The organism is Gluconobacter oxydans DSM 3504, assembly GCF_000583855.1.
In the GTDB taxonomy this organism is placed as follows: Bacteria; Pseudomonadota; Alphaproteobacteria; order Acetobacterales; family Acetobacteraceae; genus Gluconobacter; species Gluconobacter oxydans.
Genome location: NZ_CP004373.1, coordinates 117,533 through 134,875 on the forward strand (window position 1 = coordinate 117,533; position 17,343 = coordinate 134,875).

Consider the following 17,343-nt stretch of genomic DNA (forward strand, 5'->3'; position numbering starts at 1 on the left):
CACATCTTGTTCTAATTCAAGACTTGCTAAGTCCTGATTTGTTCCAAATGACCCAATCCCGGGCAAAGGTCAAGACTTCTGTATCCCCCCGTCTCCGGACATGGAATGTTACACACCAAAAAACAGTCGGGAAACGCCGTCGAGCGCCGCTCCGGCAAGAAAACCGACAACGGTGCCATTTATACGAATATAGGCCAGATCACGACCCACCCGCGACTCCAGCCGGGCCGCCAGATCGTTTCCGTCCCACCCCGCCATGACGGCCGCGATAAACCCCGAGAGCTTTTCACGCAGGCCGGGCAGGATCCGCTGGACAGTACTTTCGACAGCCTGATTGACCTTCAGCCGCAGGGATTCATTGGAGCGCAGGGCACTGGCGAGCTGGACGATGGCCGCATCAATGACGGTGGCGCTCCAGCCGTCCTCGCGTCCGCTGTCCTCCTCGACCATGCGCCGCAGACGCTCCCACAGCTCCGAACTCCATCCCTTGAGACTGGTATGCGTCAGGACAGACGTGATCGTATCGGCCATGTCCTTGCGCCGGGCAGGATCGTTTTCAATACGGTCGATCTCACCCCGGACCCAGGTGGTAAAACCGTGTCGCAGATCCGAGTCCATCGGATCGACCCGCTCAAACTCGGCATGAAGCGCCATGAGGACGCGGCTGGCGACGGAACCGCCAATGGCCCAGCCCAGAAAACGTCCCCCCTGCTCGCGCACACGCTCTTCCACGAAATGACGCAGATCGGACTCACGGGAGGTCACGGTCGTCTTGATGCGCTCCAGCAGGAAGGACAGGACCTCCTGATGCATCTCGCTGTCCACCATCGCCCGCATCCCACGCGAAACGAGGGGAGCCATTTCCTCACCATTCAGCAGAACCGGAAGCGCGCGAGAAATGGCGGTCTTGGCGCGCCCGTCTTCCATCCGGTCGAACATCAGCGGAATGGCAGAACGCATGCTGGTGACGAGCGTCTGGCGGTTCGCCGGATCGTTCAGCATGTCGGCAATCAGGCCGGAGAGGTCGATTTTCGACAGGGCGCGGCGAACGTCGTCCTCCGTGAAGAACTGACCGGAAATGAAGCGTCCCAGCGCCTGGCCGAGCCGTTCTTTCTGCCGCGGCAGAATGGCCGTATGGGGAATGGGCAGACCCAGCGGATGACGGAACAGGGCCGTAACCGCAAACCAGTCAGCAAGACCACCCACAACGCCTGCCCGCGATCCGGCACGCAACAGGCCGAACGCAAGACTGCCGTCCCCGATATGACGGGCGGCTGCAAGTGTCGTTCCCGCAGCGAGAACACCCATGCCGACGAGCAGGCCGCCGGCCATGAACCTGGGCGAGAAACCTGTGGGGCTGGATTTCCGGGAAACGGGTGGGGTCGTGTCCGCGTGCATGAGCGCACCGATAGCATCATCCTGCCGTGCTGTCGCGCCCAGAGCAAGGTTGCGCTTGATGACAGGGCATGAAAAGTATTGCGCCCCGTCTTCGTCCCATTTTTTCCGCAGAAGCGAGACTGCTCCCGATGTCTGACTGCGCCTCCCGGCTCGATCCGTCCCTCCATGACCGTATTGACGCAATGACGTCACGGCTTCTCCATGAGCGCGATGGCCTCGCAGACCTGATTGCATCCATTGGACAGGGCCTGTCGGACGACGACCGGAGCGAGAGCAGGACGCAGCTGGACGAAATCGAGAATGTCGTCCGCGCCCTGCGTGACGAGCATTTCGTGGAACGGGCCGCCCATCTGCGCTCCTATGTCGGGCTCGATACCGCTGCTCCCCAGGGCCGCCTCGAAGCCGTGGCGAAACGCCTTGTCGATCAGGCCCCGGATGCCGTCTCCCTGACGGTGCCGCAGATTGCCGCCGTCTTTACCGCCCACCCGACCTTCGCACTGGCGGACGGCGTCTATGAAATCCTGACGCAGCGTGCTGAAAATCCGGAACTGCCGGTGCCCTGCCTCAAGACGCATCGCCGTCCGGCCCCTCCCACACTGGCGCAGGAACAGGCGCTGGCTCTGGCCGCCATCCTGCGGGGACGTGATGCGCTCGACGATCTGACCGAAGCGCTGCTACAGGAAATGTCCCAGCGCTGGTCCGGCGAGGCCGGTCAGGTCGATCCCTCGCCCGTCATCCTCGCAAGCTGGGTCGGGTTCGATACCGACGGCCGGAACGACATCGGCTGGTGGGACACGCTGCGGATCCGGCTTGAGCTGAAATCCTCCCAGCTTCATCGCCTCACGGACGGACTGGAGCGTCTGGGTCTGCAGGACAGCGCGCTGGCCATGCGCGCGCGCCGGGCGATCGAGGCGGTCAAGACGCAGCACGCCGCCTGCCCGACCGGCAAGGACGCGGCTCCGGAAATCATCAAGGATTTTGCCCAGACACTGATCGCCTGCCGGGACAAGGCGCTCCTCGACGCCACCGAGCTTCTGCCGCTGTTCCAGGACGCGGCGGTCGGACTGGATGACGAAGCCAGACTGCACCTGCGGACCATCCGTGCCGGCTTCATGAACCACGGCCTTGGGATCGCGCGGATCCATACAAGGCTGAATGCCGCACAGATCTACAACGTGGCCCGCACCCGTCTTGGCCTGACCGATGATCCCGCCCTGCCCTCGCGTCGGCGCGTTCTGCTGGCCAGGATCGACGAGGCCCTTTCGGACCTGAAACCCCGCGCCGTGGATTTCGGAGCCCTGTTGGTCGAGCCGGCCTCAGCCGCCCGGCTGATGATGACGATGGCGCAGATCCTCAAGCACATCGATTCCGGCTCGCCCATCCGCTTCCTCATTGCCGAGACCGAAAGCGGCTATACGCTGCTCGCCACCCTCTGGCTGGCACGCCTGTTCGGGATCAAGGACCACCAGATCGAGATCTCGCCGCTGTTCGAGACGGAAAGCGCGCTTGAAAACGGCGAGACCATTCTGGAAGAGGCTTTCCGCTCCAGCCACTGGCGCGATTACCTGCGGGCGAACGGCCGCCTGTCGCTTCAGTTCGGATATTCCGACTCGGGTCGTTATGTCGGACAGCTCGCAGCCACCAACCTGGTCGAACGCCTGCGCATGCGGACCCTTTCCCTGCTGGCAGAGCACGGCCTTGAGGACGTCTCCCTGACGCTGTTCGACACGCATGGCGAAAGCATCGGACGGGGGGCGCATCCGTTCAGCCTGCGTCAGCGTCTGGACTATTTCTCCCCTGCCCGCACGCGCCTTGCCATGCGTGAGGCTGGAATCGGCTGCCGGGTCGAAACCGCATTCCAGGGCGGAGACGGCTACACGCTGTTCGGCACGAAAGCAATTGCGGCCTCCACCATCGCAACGCTGGCGGAACATGTGGCCGATATCCCGCTGGACACGAAAGATCCGGTTTATACGCGGCCTGACTTCGCATCGGATTTCTTCTCCACCATCGCGCTCGACATGGGCGCACTGGTCGACGATCCGGGCTATGCGGCGCTGCTGAGCGCATTCGGCCCCGCTCTGATCGACAAGACGGGATCCCGTCCTTCCGCGCGCCAGTCGGACGCGGCGACGGTCACACGCATCACCCATCCGGGACAGCTCCGCGCCATTCCCAACAACGCCATTCTCCAGCAGCTGGGCTGGTGGGCGAATGTGCTGCATGGCCTGGGCAACGCGGCGCAGCGTCATCCCGAAACGTTCGAGCAGTTCGCCACGGAATCCTCGCGTTTCCGCGAAGCCATGGATTTCGCCCGTCAGGCCCTGGCCCACTCGGATCTGGACGTACTGCGGACGACGATCCACCAGCTCGATCCCGGAACTTGGCTGGACCGTGCCGCGAAAGCCCGGAGCGATGAAGAACGTCAGAGCCTGCTGTGCATTTCGCACGGTCTGGAACTGCTGCGCTTCTGGGCGAGTGGCCCGGCCATGTTCCGGCGCATCCAGGCGGATCATATCGCCCTGCGCGCAGCCTGGCCGGATGCACCCCGCATGGAAGCCCGCGAGAAGCTGCTTCATGCGATCCGCTTTGCCCTCATCGACCGGCTGTGGGCGCTTTCAACCCGCATCCCCTATTTCGGGCCGCGCAACAGCCTGACACGCGAAGCGATCACGAACCTGATCCTCTGCCTGGATGTGCCGCGCGCGCTGCATCTGCTGGAAGATCTGTTCCCGGTTACCGCTCCCAGCGTTGCCAATCTCGACTTCGGGGAGCCGGGGGACGCCGCTGAAGCCGCCGGTTTCGCGCGGGAGCATGAGGAAATCTTCGCGCCGCTGTCACGCTGCTTTGCACTGCTGCGTGAGATCGGCGTGGCGATCATGCACGCCAACCGGGCTTTCGGCTGAGGAATGATCCGCGGCCGCAACTCTTGTCCAGTGCGGCCGCCTGCGGTTAGAAAGCTCGCGTCATAACATCCAACGGAAAGTTCCTCTGCATGCTTCGCAAGGCCCTTCTTCTGGGTGCAGCCATGATGGCTGTGCCTGCTCTGGCGGCAGGTCCTGCCACACCGGCGCCCAATGCTGACAGCGTGACGAACGGAACCGTAACGGTCAATGGCGCGACCATCCCCTACCGGGCAGTTGCAGGCACCATTCTGGTTCATGGCGCCGACTACAACGATTCCGGCGATATCCTGGCCAAGCGTGGCACCAAGCTCGATGGCGGCAAGGATGACGACAGCAAGAACGCGCCCGTCGCCTCCATGTTCTACACCGCCTATTTCAAGGAAGGTGTTCCCGCCGAAAAGCGCCCGATCACCTTCCTCTATAACGGCGGCCCGGGTTCGGCCTCCGTCTGGGTACACATGGGCACCTTCGGCCCACGCCGCGTGAACACGCCGGGTGACACCCATCTGCCGGCCGCTCCGTATGCGCTCATCAACAACCCGCAGTCCCTGCTGGACGTCTCGGACGTCGTCTTCATCGACGCGCCGGGCACGGGTTTCTCGCGGATTGCCGGCAAGGACGCTGACAAGGAATTCCTTGGCGTCGATGGTGACGGTGAAGCCTTCACCCACTTCATCTCGAAGTTCCTGGCCAAGTATCACCGCTACAACTCGCCCAAATACCTGTTCGGCGAGAGCTATGGCACGATGCGCTCGGCCGTGGTCATCAACGACCTTGAGCAGGACGAGAACATCGACTTCAACGGCGTGATCCTGCTGTCGCAGATCCTGAACTACGACAACAGCGATGACAGCCCGCAGTTCAATGCCGGCATGGACGATCCGTATGTGCTCGCCCTGCCCACCTACGCCGCCACGGCCTGGTACCATCACTGCCTGCCGGCCGAACATCCGGACCTGAAGGCTTTCCTGCATGAGGTCGAGCATTTCGCAATGACCGACTACACGCTGGCCCTGCGTCAGGGTGCGGATCTGCCGGAAGACCAGCGTCAGGCCATTGCGGCAAAGCTGCATGACTACACGGGCCTGCCGGTCGACTACATTCTGCGGGCGGATCTGCGCGTCAATGGCGGCGAATTCGACCAGCAGCTTCAGGCGAAGACCGGGATGGCGACGGGCCGTCTGGACACCCGCTATTCAAGCCCGACGATCGATCCGATGAGCCAGGAAGTGGATTACGATCCGCAGTCCAGCGCCATCAGCTCGGCTTATGTCACGGTCTTCAACGACTACGTCCGCAACACGCTCAAATACGGCACGGACGAGGATTATCGCCTCTATAACAGCCAGGGCCACTGGGACAGCCATCACCGTCAGCCCGGCCACGGCTACCAGCCCAAGGGCGAGCCGAACGTCATGACGGATCTGGCCATGGCGATGAAGACCAATCCGAACCTGCATGTCATGCTCAACGCCGGCTACTACGATCTCGCAACGCCTTATTTTGAAGGCGTGTACGAGATGAAGCATCTGCCGATGCCGAACAGCCTGCAGAAGAACATCGAATATGCGCAGTACACGTCCGGCCACATGGTCTATGTGGACCCGGCGACGCTGCAGCAGCTCCATGACAACGTGGCAGCCTTCATCCGTCGGACAGACAATCTGCACTGATCCCTGACGGGACCGGACAAGGCGGCGAAGGGGAAACCTTTCGCCGCTTTTTTTGTGCTCAGCCCTTCCGGACAGGCCAGCCGATCCGCACAAGGACGCAGTCAGGCCCGTTGACCGCAAACTCGTACATGCCCCAGGGCCTGACCGACGGCCCTTCCTTTTCAAGGACCCGTCCCGCGAAGGCCTGCGCCAGCGCATCCACATCCGGACGACGGAAATAAAGACCGAACGGATTGCGCCCGGCCTCAACCCAGCCGGGAATAGCCTGCGTCAGATGGAGTTCCTCACCGTCCGCCGTTTCCAGAAGCCTGTATTCGGCTGAACTTCCGTTGCGGGACGAGAAGCCGAGGACCGCAAAAAACTGCTCTGCCTGCGCGAGATCGTTCACCGGCAGAATGGCAATGACGGATCTCCGGGGTTCAGACTGGGACATCGGGTCTTTCCTTGAAAGGGGAATACAAAAAACCCCGCCAGATTGCTCTGGCGGGGTCTGATGTTTCACCGGAGTGAAGAAATCAGGCGGACTTCGCGATGATTTCTTCAGCCACGTTGCGCGGCACCGGATCGTAGTGATGGAACTGCATAGTGAAGGATGCACGACCCTTCGTTGCAGAACGCAGGTGCGAGATGTAGCCGAACATTTCCTTCAGCGGCACCTGTGCACGGATCATGACGGTCGAACCAGCGGTTTCCTGGTTCTGGATGATGCCACGGCGACGGTTGAGATCGCCCACGACGTCACCGACGTGATCGTTCGGCGTGGTGATTTCCACGTCCATGATCGGCTCGAGGATCACCGGACCGGCGTTCTTCATGCCTTCACGGAAGCAGGCCTTGGCGGCGATTTCGAAGGCCAGAGCCGACGAGTCAACGTCATGGTACTTACCGTCGAGCAGCGTGAACTTGAAGTCCACGGTCGGGAAGCCGGCGAGAACACCCGTGGTGCTCTGCATGCGGATGCCCTTTTCGACAGCCGGGATGTATTCCTTCGGAACCGTACCACCGACGACCTTGTTCTCGAAGATGATCTCATCCGGCTTCTCGGAAGGAGCGAACTCGATCTTGACTTCAGCGAACTGACCCGAACCACCAGACTGCTTCTTGTGGGTGTAGGTCTCGACATGCGGCTTCGTGATCGTCTCACGATAGGCCACCTGCGGTGCACCGATGTTGGCATCGACGCCGTATTCACGACGCAGACGGTCAACGATGATGTCCAGGTGAAGCTCGCCCATGCCGGACAGGATGGTCTGACCCGTTTCCTGATCGGTCTTGAGGTGCAGGGACGGATCTTCGGCCGTCAGCTTCTGCAGGGCCAGCGTCATCTTCTCGACGGCGTCCTTGGTCTTCGGCTCGACGGAGATGTCGATGACCGGGACCGGGAACTGCATACGCTCCAGAACCACCGGATCGGCGGCATCGGCAAGCGTGTCACCCGTGACGGTGTCCTTGAGGCCCACGAATGCGGCGATGTCACCGGCACCGACGGACTTCACTTCCTGACGCTTGTCGGCGTGCATCTGGAACATGCGGCCGACGCGTTCCTTGTGACCCTTCGTCGTGTTCAGGATGGTGTCACCGGAGTTCAGGACGCCACGATAGACGCGGACGAAGGTCAGCGTGCCGTACTTGTCGGAGATGATCTTGAACGCAAGGCCAGCGAACTTGCCGTCCGGATCAACCGGGACGATCGGCAGGAAGTCCTCGTCGACCTCTTCGCCTTCCGGCGGAGCGATGCGGATGCCTTCGACTTCGTCAGGAGCCGGCAGGTAGTCGATGACGGCGTCGAGCAGGGGCTGCACGCCCTTGTTCTTGAAGGCCGTACCGCACATGACGGGACGGAATTCGCCGGAGATCGCACCCTTCTTGATGCACTTCTTCAGGGTTGCGACGTCCACGTCACCCTTCTCGAAGTACTCTTCCATGGCAGCGTCGTCCATGGCGAGAGCCGTGTCGAGCAGCGTCTGGCGGGCTTCGGCAGCCTTTTCCTTCAGATCGTCAGGGATCTCTTCGTAGTGGAACTTGGCGCCGAGTTCGCCGCCTTCCCACACGATGGCGCGCATCTCGACCAGGTCGACCACACCGATGAAGTTTTCTTCGGCGCCGATCGGGAGCTGCAGCGGCACTGCAACGATGTCGAGCTTCTCCTTCAGCGTGCTGAAGGCGTAGTAGAAGTCCGCACCGGTACGGTCGAGCTTGTTGATAAAGATGATGCGCGGAACGTTGTAACGGTCAGCAAGGCGCCAGTTCGTTTCGGACTGCGGCTGCACGCCGGCCACGCCTTCGATCACGAAGATCGCGCCATCGAGCACGCGGAGCGAACGGTTGACTTCGATGTTGAAGTCGATGTGGCCCGGGGTGTCGATGATGTTGATGCGGTGGTCGTTCCACTCACACGTCACGGCTGCCGAGGTGATCGTGATGCCACGCTCACGTTCCTGCGCCATGTAGTCGGTGGTGGTGTTGCCTTCGTGGACCTCACCGATCTTGTGAGAGACACCCGTGTAATACAGGATACGCTCGGTCGTCGTGGTCTTACCGGCATCGATATGCGCGGTAATACCGATGTTGCGAATCTTCGAGAGAGCCGACTTGGCTTCCTGAACGCTTTCGGACACGGAGAACCTCCAAAATACAATGAAAGGTGTTTCAGCCTGAACCGAAACACCTCCGCTGCGGTCCTATTGAAAGGACCGAACCTGATTTATCCCAGTGGCGGCTGAATGACGCAGACCGCCATGGTTTTCAAGAGCAATCTTGTTACCAAACAAAGTCCGGCAAAGATTTCTCAGGCGGTCTGGGCAGCCTTGCGTTCCTGAACGCGCAGGATACGGCGCTTGATGACCTGGGCTTCCGTCGGAAGCTTGCGGTTCGGCGTACCCAGCAGGAACGAATCCAGCCCACCGTTGTGCTCGACCGTGCGGATACCGTTGGTGGACAGGCGCATACGCACCGAAGCACCGAGAATATCGGAGATCAGCGTGGTCTCCTGCAGGTTCGGGAGAAAACGACGGCGGGACTTGTTATTGGCGTGGCTGACGTTGTTGCCCGTCAGCACGCCCTTGCCCGTGATCTGGCAACGGCGAGACATGGTGGTACTTTCCTCGATGCTGGATGACGCAGGACAGCGAGGTCCGGCGTGTTCCGTAAATCAGGCGCGGCTTATGACGTATGCTTGGGGGCTTCGTCAACCCCCGAGAGCTGTCCAGCGACGTTTTCACCGGCCTGTGCGGCCCACATTGCGGCATAATGGCCACCTGCGGACAGCAGTTTCGTGTGGCTTCCCTGCTCCACCACGCGCCCCGCGTCAAGCACCACGATGCGATCGGCATCCTGAACCGTGGAAAGACGGTGCGCGACAATGACCGTGGTGCGCGCCTGCGACAGGACGGCCAGCTCCTTCTGGATGGCGACTTCCGTGCGGGTATCGAGCGCGCTCGTGGCCTCGTCCAGCAGAAGGATGCGCGGGTCCTTGAGGATGACGCGCGCAATAGCTACGCGCTGCTTCTCGCCACCGGAAAGCTTGAGCCCCCTCTCACCGACAACAGTGTCATACCCATCGGGAAGTTCACGGATGAAGGCATCGATCTGCGCACTCCGGGCCGCCTTCTCGATCTCCTCACGAGACGCTGACAGATCTCCATAGGCAATGTTTTCGCCAATGCTGGAATTGAAGAGCACCGTATCCTGCGGAACCGTCCCGATGATGTTCTGGATGTCGGTCGGCGCAATATCGCGCAGGTCATGACCGTCGATGCAGACCGAGCCTTCGGTCGGATCATAGGCCCGGGTCAGCAGACGCCCCAGGGTGGATTTGCCTGACCCGGTATGCCCGACAATCGCCAGAGACGTACCTGCGGGAATATTGATGGAAACATCATGCAGGATCTGCCGCGCAGGGCTGTAGCCAAAGGAAACATGCCGGAACGCAACGGACGCCGCCCCCGCTTCCGACAGCTTTCCCGGCAGACGAACCGGCTGGACGGCATGGGTGATCTCGGAGCGCACGGCAAGCAGTTCGAGATAGTTCTCCAGATCAACGCGCGCATTGCGCCAGCCTGCACTGACGTAATTCAGGGCGCCCACCGAAGAATAGAGACCACTCAGATAGCTGCCGATCAACACGAACTGCGCAACCGCCAACCGGTGCGCCACGATATCATGAGCCGCCATCGCGAGAAGGGTCGTCGTCGTGACCGCAATCAGAATGCCGCGGCTGATCTGGGAGAGGCTGACATAACGCTGAAGGCTGATTTCAGCCTGCCGGAGATCCTTCCTAGCCGCGTCGTACCGGGCAATTTCATGCGGTTCGTTGGCGAAACTGCGGACCGTCTCGAAATTCAGAATGCTGTCGACCAGCTGATGCTGGGCCTCGTTACTGGCACGGTTCCGGGCCCGTCTCGCCGTCATTCTCAGACGGGTAAAGACATAAGAGACAGAAGAATACAGCCCGAGCGCCAGCAGAAGCAGCCCGACGTAACGCCAGTCGAAGATCTTCAGAATGACGGTCAGCGTCATGAGGAGTTCGATGACATTAGGCAACACGTTGAACAGCGCCAGGGACAGCAGCGTCCCGACCGCATCCGCCCCCCGATCAAGCGTGCGTGTCAGGGAACCGGTCTGCCGGTCCAGATGGAAACGCACGCTCAGATCATGCAGATGGCGCAGCCCAAGCACCGCCACACGACGCTGAAGATCCGTTTCGACAGGTTTGACCAGAAGCTCCCGCAGCGGGGTCGCCAGCCCCGAAATGATCCGGATGACCGCATACTGGGCGATCAGCCAGAGCGGAACAGCCAGCAGGGTCTCGGGACGCGACAGGCTGCTGACCATGCGGCTGAAGAGCCAGGGCGTGGCGACGGCCGTGCCGCTTTCCACCAGAAGAATGATGAGTGCAAAACCGATGCGTGTCGCGTCGGGCCAGAGTTTTTCGGGCCGGATCATGGGCCACAGCACCCGCAGGGAGAGCGCTTCAGATGTCGAATCGGTTTTCTTGAGCATCGGCAGACTATGGGAAGTGCAGGCGATGCTTTGCAAATGCCTGTCTGCATGCGACATATCGCTCTGTGTCTGACAAATCCTTCCCCCCTGCCCTCGAACCCTTTCTTCGGCATATTGCAGCCTGCAACAGCGCAGTCCTGCCAGGTGGCCGCCTTCCGTTTTTCTGCGGATCAGAACAGATCGGCTGGGTCAGCCCCACAACCGCACAGACGCTTCAATCACTTGGCCTTCAGAAGGACCAGGGTTTCGGCGTAAACGCCGGCACGGAGCTTCTGCCGTTCTCCCAAGCCCTATGCGACATGGGGCTCTACGCGTCGCATGAGGAAGCCTTCGATGTCCGTAATGACAGCGGCATCGTTCTGGGCCAAGTGGATCGCGGCGCCATACCGGTTCTGGGACTGGCCGCCGAAGGCGTGCATCTGAACGGACTGGTCGAACGTGAGGACGGACTTTTCCTTTGGGTAGCCCGTCGCAGCATGAGCAAGCGTCTGGATCCGGGAAAACTGGACCATCTGGTCGCAGGCGGCATGAGCGCAGGCCTCGATCCGCAGACAACAGTCATCAAGGAAGCGCAGGAAGAAGCCGGCATCCCGGCGGAACTGGCAGCAACCGCCCGCGCCGTCAGCCGGATCGAATACGCACTTGAGCGCCCCGAAGGGCTGCGACGCGACGTGCTGCACTGCTATGACCTGCTCCTTCCGCAGGGTTTCACGCCCATAGCGGAGGATGGCGAGGTAGAGAGCTTTCACCTTCTGCCCATTCAGGAAGTCGTCGCGCTGGTCCGGGACACCGATGCGTTCAAGTTCAACGTCAATCTTGTCCTGATCGACCTGTTCATTCGCCGCAGCCTGTTCGCCCCTGCTGAAGCCGCGATCCTGCGAGACGCCCTGACGGGTCGGACTGCGTGAAGAAAACGCTGCTTCTGCTGACCCTGACAGCTCCGCTGCTCGGCGGCTGTATCGTGCCCGTCAGCGTCACACCCAATCTGTGCCGCGAAATCCAGACCCGCGACAGTCTGCAGATCAGACTGATGTTTGGCCTGAGCCGCCCCGATGGCAGCATCATCGATGGCGATGACTGGCAGAATTTCGTGGACAGCGAAATCACGCCACGCTTTCCCGCAGGTTTCACCGTGATTGACGCGCAGGGACAGTGGTATGATGCAGCAGGCCACCGGATCATCCGCGAAGCATCGCGAATCGTCTGGATCGTGGCTCCGTCTTCGGATCGCAACCTGCAGCCTTATCTGAAAGCCATTCGTCAGGCGTATCAGAAACGTTTCAGTCAGCAGGCCGTCGGACTGGCCATCCAGTCCGGCTGCTCTTCATTCGAAAACGTGCCCGTGGAATAGTTCCATGATGCGGAACAGTGTTACTCAGGTTCCTGCATCTTTCTTCATCCGGACTTCTCTCGTCGGAGCAGGTCTCTCTGCACAGGACGACAGTTCAGACATATTTTCATTCCGGAATTCTCATGACCGATTTTTCTCCGCCCCCTTCTCCCGACACCATCACGGTCGAGGCCTCCGCCTCAACCGGAACGATCCAGCGGCGTGCACGGGGCTTCCTGGCGCTCTTCTTCGTGGCGATCGGCCTTTACACGCTCAAGGGCTTCCTGCCCGCGCTGCTGTGGGGCTGCGTGTTCGCCATTTCGATCTGGCCCCTCTACCGCAGAGCCGAGCTGCGCTTCGGCCGCAGCGACTGGCTGCCGATGGTCTTTACACTGGCGGTGGCTCTGATCTTCCTGGTGCCCGTCTCGCTGGTCGGTGTGAAGGTCGCGGATGAGGCGCGGAGTGCGCTGGAATGGATTGATGACGTGCGGAACAACGGCATCCCGATGCCGGAATGGGTTCCGCACCTGCCGTTCCTGTCCGCACAGGCCACCAACTGGTGGCAGAACCACATGACGAGCCCGCAGCGCCTGTCCCATCTGCTTCATTCGGTGGATGTGGGACATGGCATGCAGATGACCAAACAGGTCGGATCGCAGCTTGCACGCCGCGGCACGCTGTTCGCCTTCTCGCTCCTGACGCTGTTCTTCCTGCTCAAGGATGGAGACAGCGTGATCCGCAAATGCCTGCTCGGATCGCAGCGCCTGTTCGGCGAACAGGGTGAAAGCCTGGCCAAGCAGATGATCTCGTCCGTGCACGGCACGCTGGCAGGGCTTGTTCTGGTGGGTCTGGGCGAAGGGGCGATCATGGGCATCGTCTACATGGCAACAGGCGCGCCCCAGCCCCTGCTGTTTGCGATGGTGACGGCCGTGGCGGCCATGATCCCGTTCCTGGCCTGGCCGACGGTCGGACTGGTGGCCCTGCTTCTGCTGGCAAAGAGCAGCATGATCGGTGCAATCGTCGTCTCGGCCATCGGCTCAGTCGTGATCTTCATCGCAGACCACTTCATCCGCCCCGCCCTGATTGGCGGCAGCACGAAAATGCCGTTCCTGTGGGTTCTACTTGGAATTCTGGGAGGCGCCGAGACCTGGGGTCTGCTGGGCCTGTTCCTTGGACCGGCCATCATGGCCGCGCTGCATCTGCTGTGGACACTCTGGACGGAAGTCAATCCGCGCAAGGGCGTCTATGCAGAAGACAAAGGATCTTAAGAAAGGGAAATTACCGCAGGAGTGGTCGGGCAGGCGGGATTCGAACCCACGACCCCCAGTCCCCCAGACTGGTGCGCTACCAGGCTGCGCTACTGCCCGTCGTCCTGCGGTGGCGGTGGTTTAGCAGTGTCCCGCCGTCACCGCAATGGGGCATTGTGACTAGACGGGCAGAAGATTTCGCAAATTGCGAAGCTCTTCCAGAATTTCGCGCAGTTCCGAACGCAGCAGGCTGTTTTCAGCCTCGGTCTTTTCCAGCGTATTGAAAAGAAGTTCGTTTTCGTCACGCAGGGTCACGAGCAGAGCAGAATCGGGAGCTTCGGCTTCGGCTTCGGCTTCGGCTTCGGCTTCGGCTTCGGCTTCGGCTTCGGGGCTCTCATTTTCCGCCGTGCTGTCAACCGTTTCCGTCACAACGACCTCATGGGCCGCGGCAGGAACTTCCGGAAAAACAATGTCGTCAACGCTGGCTTCTATCGGCGTCACCGGAGTATCTTCATTCTCGACAGGCTCGGCCACCGGTGTTGCATCCACAACAGACGCAGGACTTTCTTCAGTCGCCTCAACCGTGACAACCGGAACATGAACCGCTTCCACAGATGCTGCCGAAACCTCCTGCACCGTTTCAGGCACTGCCTCCGGAACAGCCTTCTGGGCGGCCGCGCGCGCCTTCTCGGCACGGCGCTCTCTCAGAACCCGCAGAACCCCCTGCCCCTTGTACCCCTGCACATAAAGTAGATCCGAAATCAGCCGTAGCGTCTCGATATGCTCGGGGCTGTAATAGCGGCGGCCACTTTCCCCGCGAAAAGGCTTTACGCCCGGATAAATGGTTTCCCAGGACCGCAGACGGTGCTGAGGAATATGCAGCTCTTCAGCGACTTCGCTGATGGTGCGGTACGCCTCGGGCGCCTTCCTGACCTTTTCCGGAGCGGAAGCAAGGTCATCGTTCGGCGAAACCATGACGGCCTGGGATGCGGAATTATCTGTCATGGGAGGAAGCCTCGGCCGCTGCGCCATTCTCGGAACCGTTCATACGGTCCCTCAGCAGTTGGGAAGGTCTGAACACCAGCACGGCCCGCGGCAGAATGGGAACTTCCACACCCGTCTTGGGATTGCGGCCGATACGCTCGCCCTTCTGGCGGACAGAGAATGTTCCGAATCCGCTCAGTTTCACGGATTCGCCTGCTTCAAGGCGGTCTGAGATCACACCCAGCAGGCTTTCAAGAATCATGGAGGAGTCATGCCGGGAAAGACCGACACGACTATAGAGATGCTCGACAAGATTCGCGCGCGTGACTGTGCTCATGTCACTTGCGTATCATGACGTTCAGAACAGTCAAAGGAATCAATCATTAACCTGCCCATTGTCAGGGCACAGGCTTACATCCGGATGAGAGCGGATCCCCAGGTCAGACCACCACCCAGCGCTTCCATCAGCACCAGATCACCCTTCCTGACCCGTCCATCCCGCACAGCTTCGTTCAGAGCAAGCGGAATCGACGCCGCAGACGTATTGGCATGACGGTCCACGGTCACGACCACCCGGTCCGCCGGAAGCGCCAGCTTCTTGGCCATTCCGTCAATGATGCGCAGATTCGCCTGATGGGGGACCATCCACTGGATATCCTGCCCGGTCAGACCATTGGCCTCGAGGGCCTCATCGACAGCCTGCGAAAGCTTGACGACGGCATGACGGAAAACCTCACGGCCCTGCATCCGCAGATGCTGCGATGTGGACGGGCAGCCCGCCGCACCATCCACATACAGGATATCACCGGTCCGACCGTCCGAATGCAGATGCGTGGACAGAACGCCCTCGCCTTCCCCTGCACCGGTTTCCAGAAGAACCGCACCTGCACCATCGCCAAACAGGACGCAGGTGGACCGGTCGGTCCAGTCCAGCAGACGCGAGAAGACTTCGCTGCCGATCACCAGGACCTTTTTGGCCTGTCCGGACTGCATCAGGGCCGTTGCCGTCGCGAGGGCATAGACAAAACCCGAGCAGGCCGCGCTGATGTCAAAGCCAAACCCGGCAGTCATGCCAAGACGCGCCTGCACCTGCACAGCCACGGCCGGAAAGACCTGATCCGGTGTCGCTGTGGCGACCAGAACAGCATCGACCTGTGACGCATCCACGCCGGCATATTCCAGCGCCTGACGCGCAGCCTCGGCCGCCATGCTGGCCGTCGTCTCGTCACCGGAGGCGATATGCCTCTGGCCAATGCCGGTCCGGGTTCTGATCCATTCGTCCGAAGTCTCGATACCGAATTTCCGGGCAAGATCATCGTTGGTTACGACGTCACGCGGAAGATAGCCCCCGACACCCGTCAGGCGGACACGAATGGGATCGGACATGTTTTTCAGCTCACAGGTTCAGGGGCAGCCTTGGCAGCGGCGGGAGCGACAGGCTCGGGAGTCCCCATTCCAAGCTGCTCCAGGCGGGCGCGGATCTTGTCGTTCAGATGGTGCGTGACGGCATCCATGGCAACATCGACGGCCGCGGCAAAGCTCTCACCATCCGCACCGCCATGCGACTTCACGACAATACCGTTCAGGCCGACAAACAGGGCGCCGTTATAGCGACGCGGATCGATCCATTCCCGCATCCGCTCCAGACCCGGCTTGACCAGAAGATACCCCAGACGGGTCAGAAGATTGGTCTGGAACACGCGCTTCAGAAGGCTGAAGGCCAGCTTGAGAGCCCCTTCACCGGTTTTCAGGGCAACATTCCCCGTAAAACCATCCGTCACCACCACATCGGTCGTCCCGGCGGTGATGTCATGACCTTCCACAAAGCCGTGGAACTGGGGAGCCAGCGGGCTAGCCCGCAACCGTTCAGACGCCTGACGCAGACGGTCATCGCCCTTCAGTTCTTCCGAACCGACATTGAGAAGACCAATCGTGGGAGACGGAAGACCAAGGGCCGCCTGTGCAAAGGCTTCACCCATGATGGCAAATTCGACCAGGTTACGCGCATCGCAGGCGATGTTCGCCCCGAGATCCAGCATCACGATATCACCGCGCGCGGAAGGCTCGACAGCAATCATGGCCGGACGGGAAATGCCTGGCAGGGCTTTGACGATGATCTTGGCCAGCGCAAGCATGGCACCGCTGTTGCCAGCCGACACCACACCGCAGGCTTCCCCGGCGGCGACGGCTTCCATGGCCATGCGCATGGACGAGCCCCGCACGCGGAGCGCCGCAGTCGGTTTCATGTCCATGGAGATACTTGCCGCAGCATGGCGGATATCACACAGACGGGCAGCTTTGGGATATTTTGCCAGAGCCGGTCTGAGAAGGGCCTCATCCCCGATCAGGAGAATACGGGCCTTCGGGTGCCGGTCGGCGGCCAGATCGAGTCCGGCAAGGACGATATCCGGGGCCCTGTCACCACCCATTGCATCGACGGCGAGGGCGTAAGGCCCGGAGGCCGCGATGTCACGTTCGGGCGTGACAGGCGCTTTGGTCATTGAGACAGTTTCCCGGACAGCATCACAGATGCGGGCCGCGCTCTCTGGAAGCTACGGACCCGCAGGTAGGGATCAGGCGCGGACGGCGGTCTTCAGGCCCTTGCCGCTGTTTCCAGCAGCGACCACTTCGCGGCCGTCATAATGACCACAGTGGCTGCAAACGTGATGCGGACGCTTCATCTCGCCGCAGTTCGAGCACTCTGCATGAGCCTCAACACCCAGGGCTTGGTGGCTGCGACGCATGCCACGACGGGACGGCGTAGTCTTTCTTTTAGGGACGGCCATGGCTTTTATGCCTCTTTC

General features: G+C 61.1%; 15 protein-coding genes and 1 tRNA gene. 5 read left to right on the forward strand and 11 right to left on the reverse strand.

Annotated elements, in window-relative coordinates; translation table 11 throughout:
* Positions 1-108: 108 nt before the first annotated feature.
* The gene (locus GLS_RS00515) at positions 109-1,590 is read right to left on the reverse strand and encodes a DUF445 domain-containing protein (RefSeq protein WP_226986596.1); all 1,482 of its coding nucleotides are present in this window, start codon (positions 1,588-1,590) and stop codon (positions 109-111) included.
* Here GLS_RS00515 and GLS_RS00520 point away from each other — a divergent pair.
* Complete coding sequence (locus tag GLS_RS00520; RefSeq protein WP_193363830.1) at positions 1,527-4,304, forward strand: phosphoenolpyruvate carboxylase; 2,778 nt, start codon at positions 1,527-1,529, stop codon at positions 4,302-4,304. The genes GLS_RS00515 and GLS_RS00520 overlap by 64 nt on opposite strands.
* Positions 4,305-4,393: 89 nt before the next feature.
* Positions 4,394-5,977 (forward strand): S10 family peptidase, encoded by a 1,584-nt coding sequence (locus GLS_RS00525; RefSeq protein ID WP_041110507.1) that lies wholly within the window; start codon positions 4,394-4,396, stop codon positions 5,975-5,977.
* 58 nt (positions 5,978-6,035) lie between these two features.
* Here the strand turns inward: GLS_RS00525 and GLS_RS00530 are convergent, their stop codons facing one another.
* From GLS_RS00530 to GLS_RS00545, 4 genes are all read right to left on the reverse strand, one after another.
* Positions 6,036-6,410 (reverse strand): VOC family protein, encoded by a 375-nt coding sequence (locus GLS_RS00530; protein WP_041110509.1) that lies wholly within the window; start codon positions 6,408-6,410, stop codon positions 6,036-6,038.
* Positions 6,411-6,492: 82 nt separating this feature from the next.
* Positions 6,493-8,595, reverse strand: a complete 2,103-nt coding sequence (gene fusA, locus GLS_RS00535) for an elongation factor G (RefSeq protein WP_041110510.1) — start codon at positions 8,593-8,595, stop codon at positions 6,493-6,495.
* 170 nt (positions 8,596-8,765) lie between these two features.
* Positions 8,766-9,068, reverse strand: coding sequence for a 50S ribosomal protein L28 (rpmB, locus tag GLS_RS00540; protein WP_041110511.1), 303 nt, complete (start codon positions 9,066-9,068; stop codon positions 8,766-8,768).
* Between the two features lie 71 nt (positions 9,069-9,139).
* Positions 9,140-10,921, reverse strand: coding sequence for an ABCB family ABC transporter ATP-binding protein/permease (locus GLS_RS00545; protein WP_226986597.1), 1,782 nt, complete (start codon positions 10,919-10,921; stop codon positions 9,140-9,142).
* 122 nt (positions 10,922-11,043) lie between these two features.
* On the opposite strand from GLS_RS00545, the gene GLS_RS00550 reads away from it, so the two are divergent.
* The 3 genes from GLS_RS00550 to GLS_RS00560 all read left to right on the forward strand — a co-directional run bounded on the left by GLS_RS00550 (position 11,044) and on the right by GLS_RS00560 (position 13,576).
* Positions 11,044-11,886: an NUDIX hydrolase gene (locus GLS_RS00550; protein WP_041110513.1), complete on the forward strand. Its 843-nt coding sequence runs from the start codon at positions 11,044-11,046 to the stop codon at positions 11,884-11,886.
* Positions 11,883-12,329, forward strand: a complete 447-nt coding sequence (locus tag GLS_RS00555) for a DUF3574 domain-containing protein (RefSeq protein ID WP_052327400.1) — start codon at positions 11,883-11,885, stop codon at positions 12,327-12,329. The genes GLS_RS00550 and GLS_RS00555 overlap by 4 nt, the downstream gene beginning before the upstream one ends.
* 122 nt (positions 12,330-12,451) lie before the next feature.
* The gene (locus GLS_RS00560) at positions 12,452-13,576 is read left to right on the forward strand and encodes an AI-2E family transporter (protein WP_041110515.1); all 1,125 of its coding nucleotides are present in this window, start codon (positions 12,452-12,454) and stop codon (positions 13,574-13,576) included.
* 22 nt (positions 13,577-13,598) lie between these two features.
* On the opposite strand, the gene GLS_RS00565 is transcribed toward GLS_RS00560, so the two are convergent.
* From GLS_RS00565 to rpmF, 6 genes are all read right to left on the reverse strand, one after another.
* Positions 13,599-13,675, reverse strand: a tRNA-Pro gene (locus tag GLS_RS00565).
* A gap of 60 nt (positions 13,676-13,735) precedes the next feature.
* Positions 13,736-14,560, reverse strand: a complete 825-nt coding sequence (locus GLS_RS13465) for a MerR family transcriptional regulator (RefSeq protein WP_052327401.1) — start codon at positions 14,558-14,560, stop codon at positions 13,736-13,738.
* The gene (locus GLS_RS00575) at positions 14,550-14,876 is read right to left on the reverse strand and encodes an integration host factor subunit alpha (RefSeq protein ID WP_041110517.1); all 327 of its coding nucleotides are present in this window, start codon (positions 14,874-14,876) and stop codon (positions 14,550-14,552) included. Before GLS_RS00575 ends, GLS_RS13465 begins: the two co-directional genes overlap by 11 nt.
* A gap of 74 nt (positions 14,877-14,950) precedes the next feature.
* On the reverse strand, positions 14,951-15,925 hold the full coding sequence (locus GLS_RS00580; RefSeq protein WP_041110518.1) for a beta-ketoacyl-ACP synthase III: 975 nt from the start codon (positions 15,923-15,925) through the stop codon (positions 14,951-14,953).
* A 5-nt stretch (positions 15,926-15,930) separates the two neighbouring features.
* Positions 15,931-17,040: a phosphate acyltransferase PlsX gene (plsX, locus tag GLS_RS00585; RefSeq protein WP_041110519.1), complete on the reverse strand. Its 1,110-nt coding sequence runs from the start codon at positions 17,038-17,040 to the stop codon at positions 15,931-15,933.
* 72 nt (positions 17,041-17,112) lie between these two features.
* Complete coding sequence (gene rpmF / locus GLS_RS00590; protein ID WP_011251715.1) at positions 17,113-17,325, reverse strand: 50S ribosomal protein L32; 213 nt, start codon at positions 17,323-17,325, stop codon at positions 17,113-17,115.
* Positions 17,326-17,343: the final 18 nt, after the last annotated feature.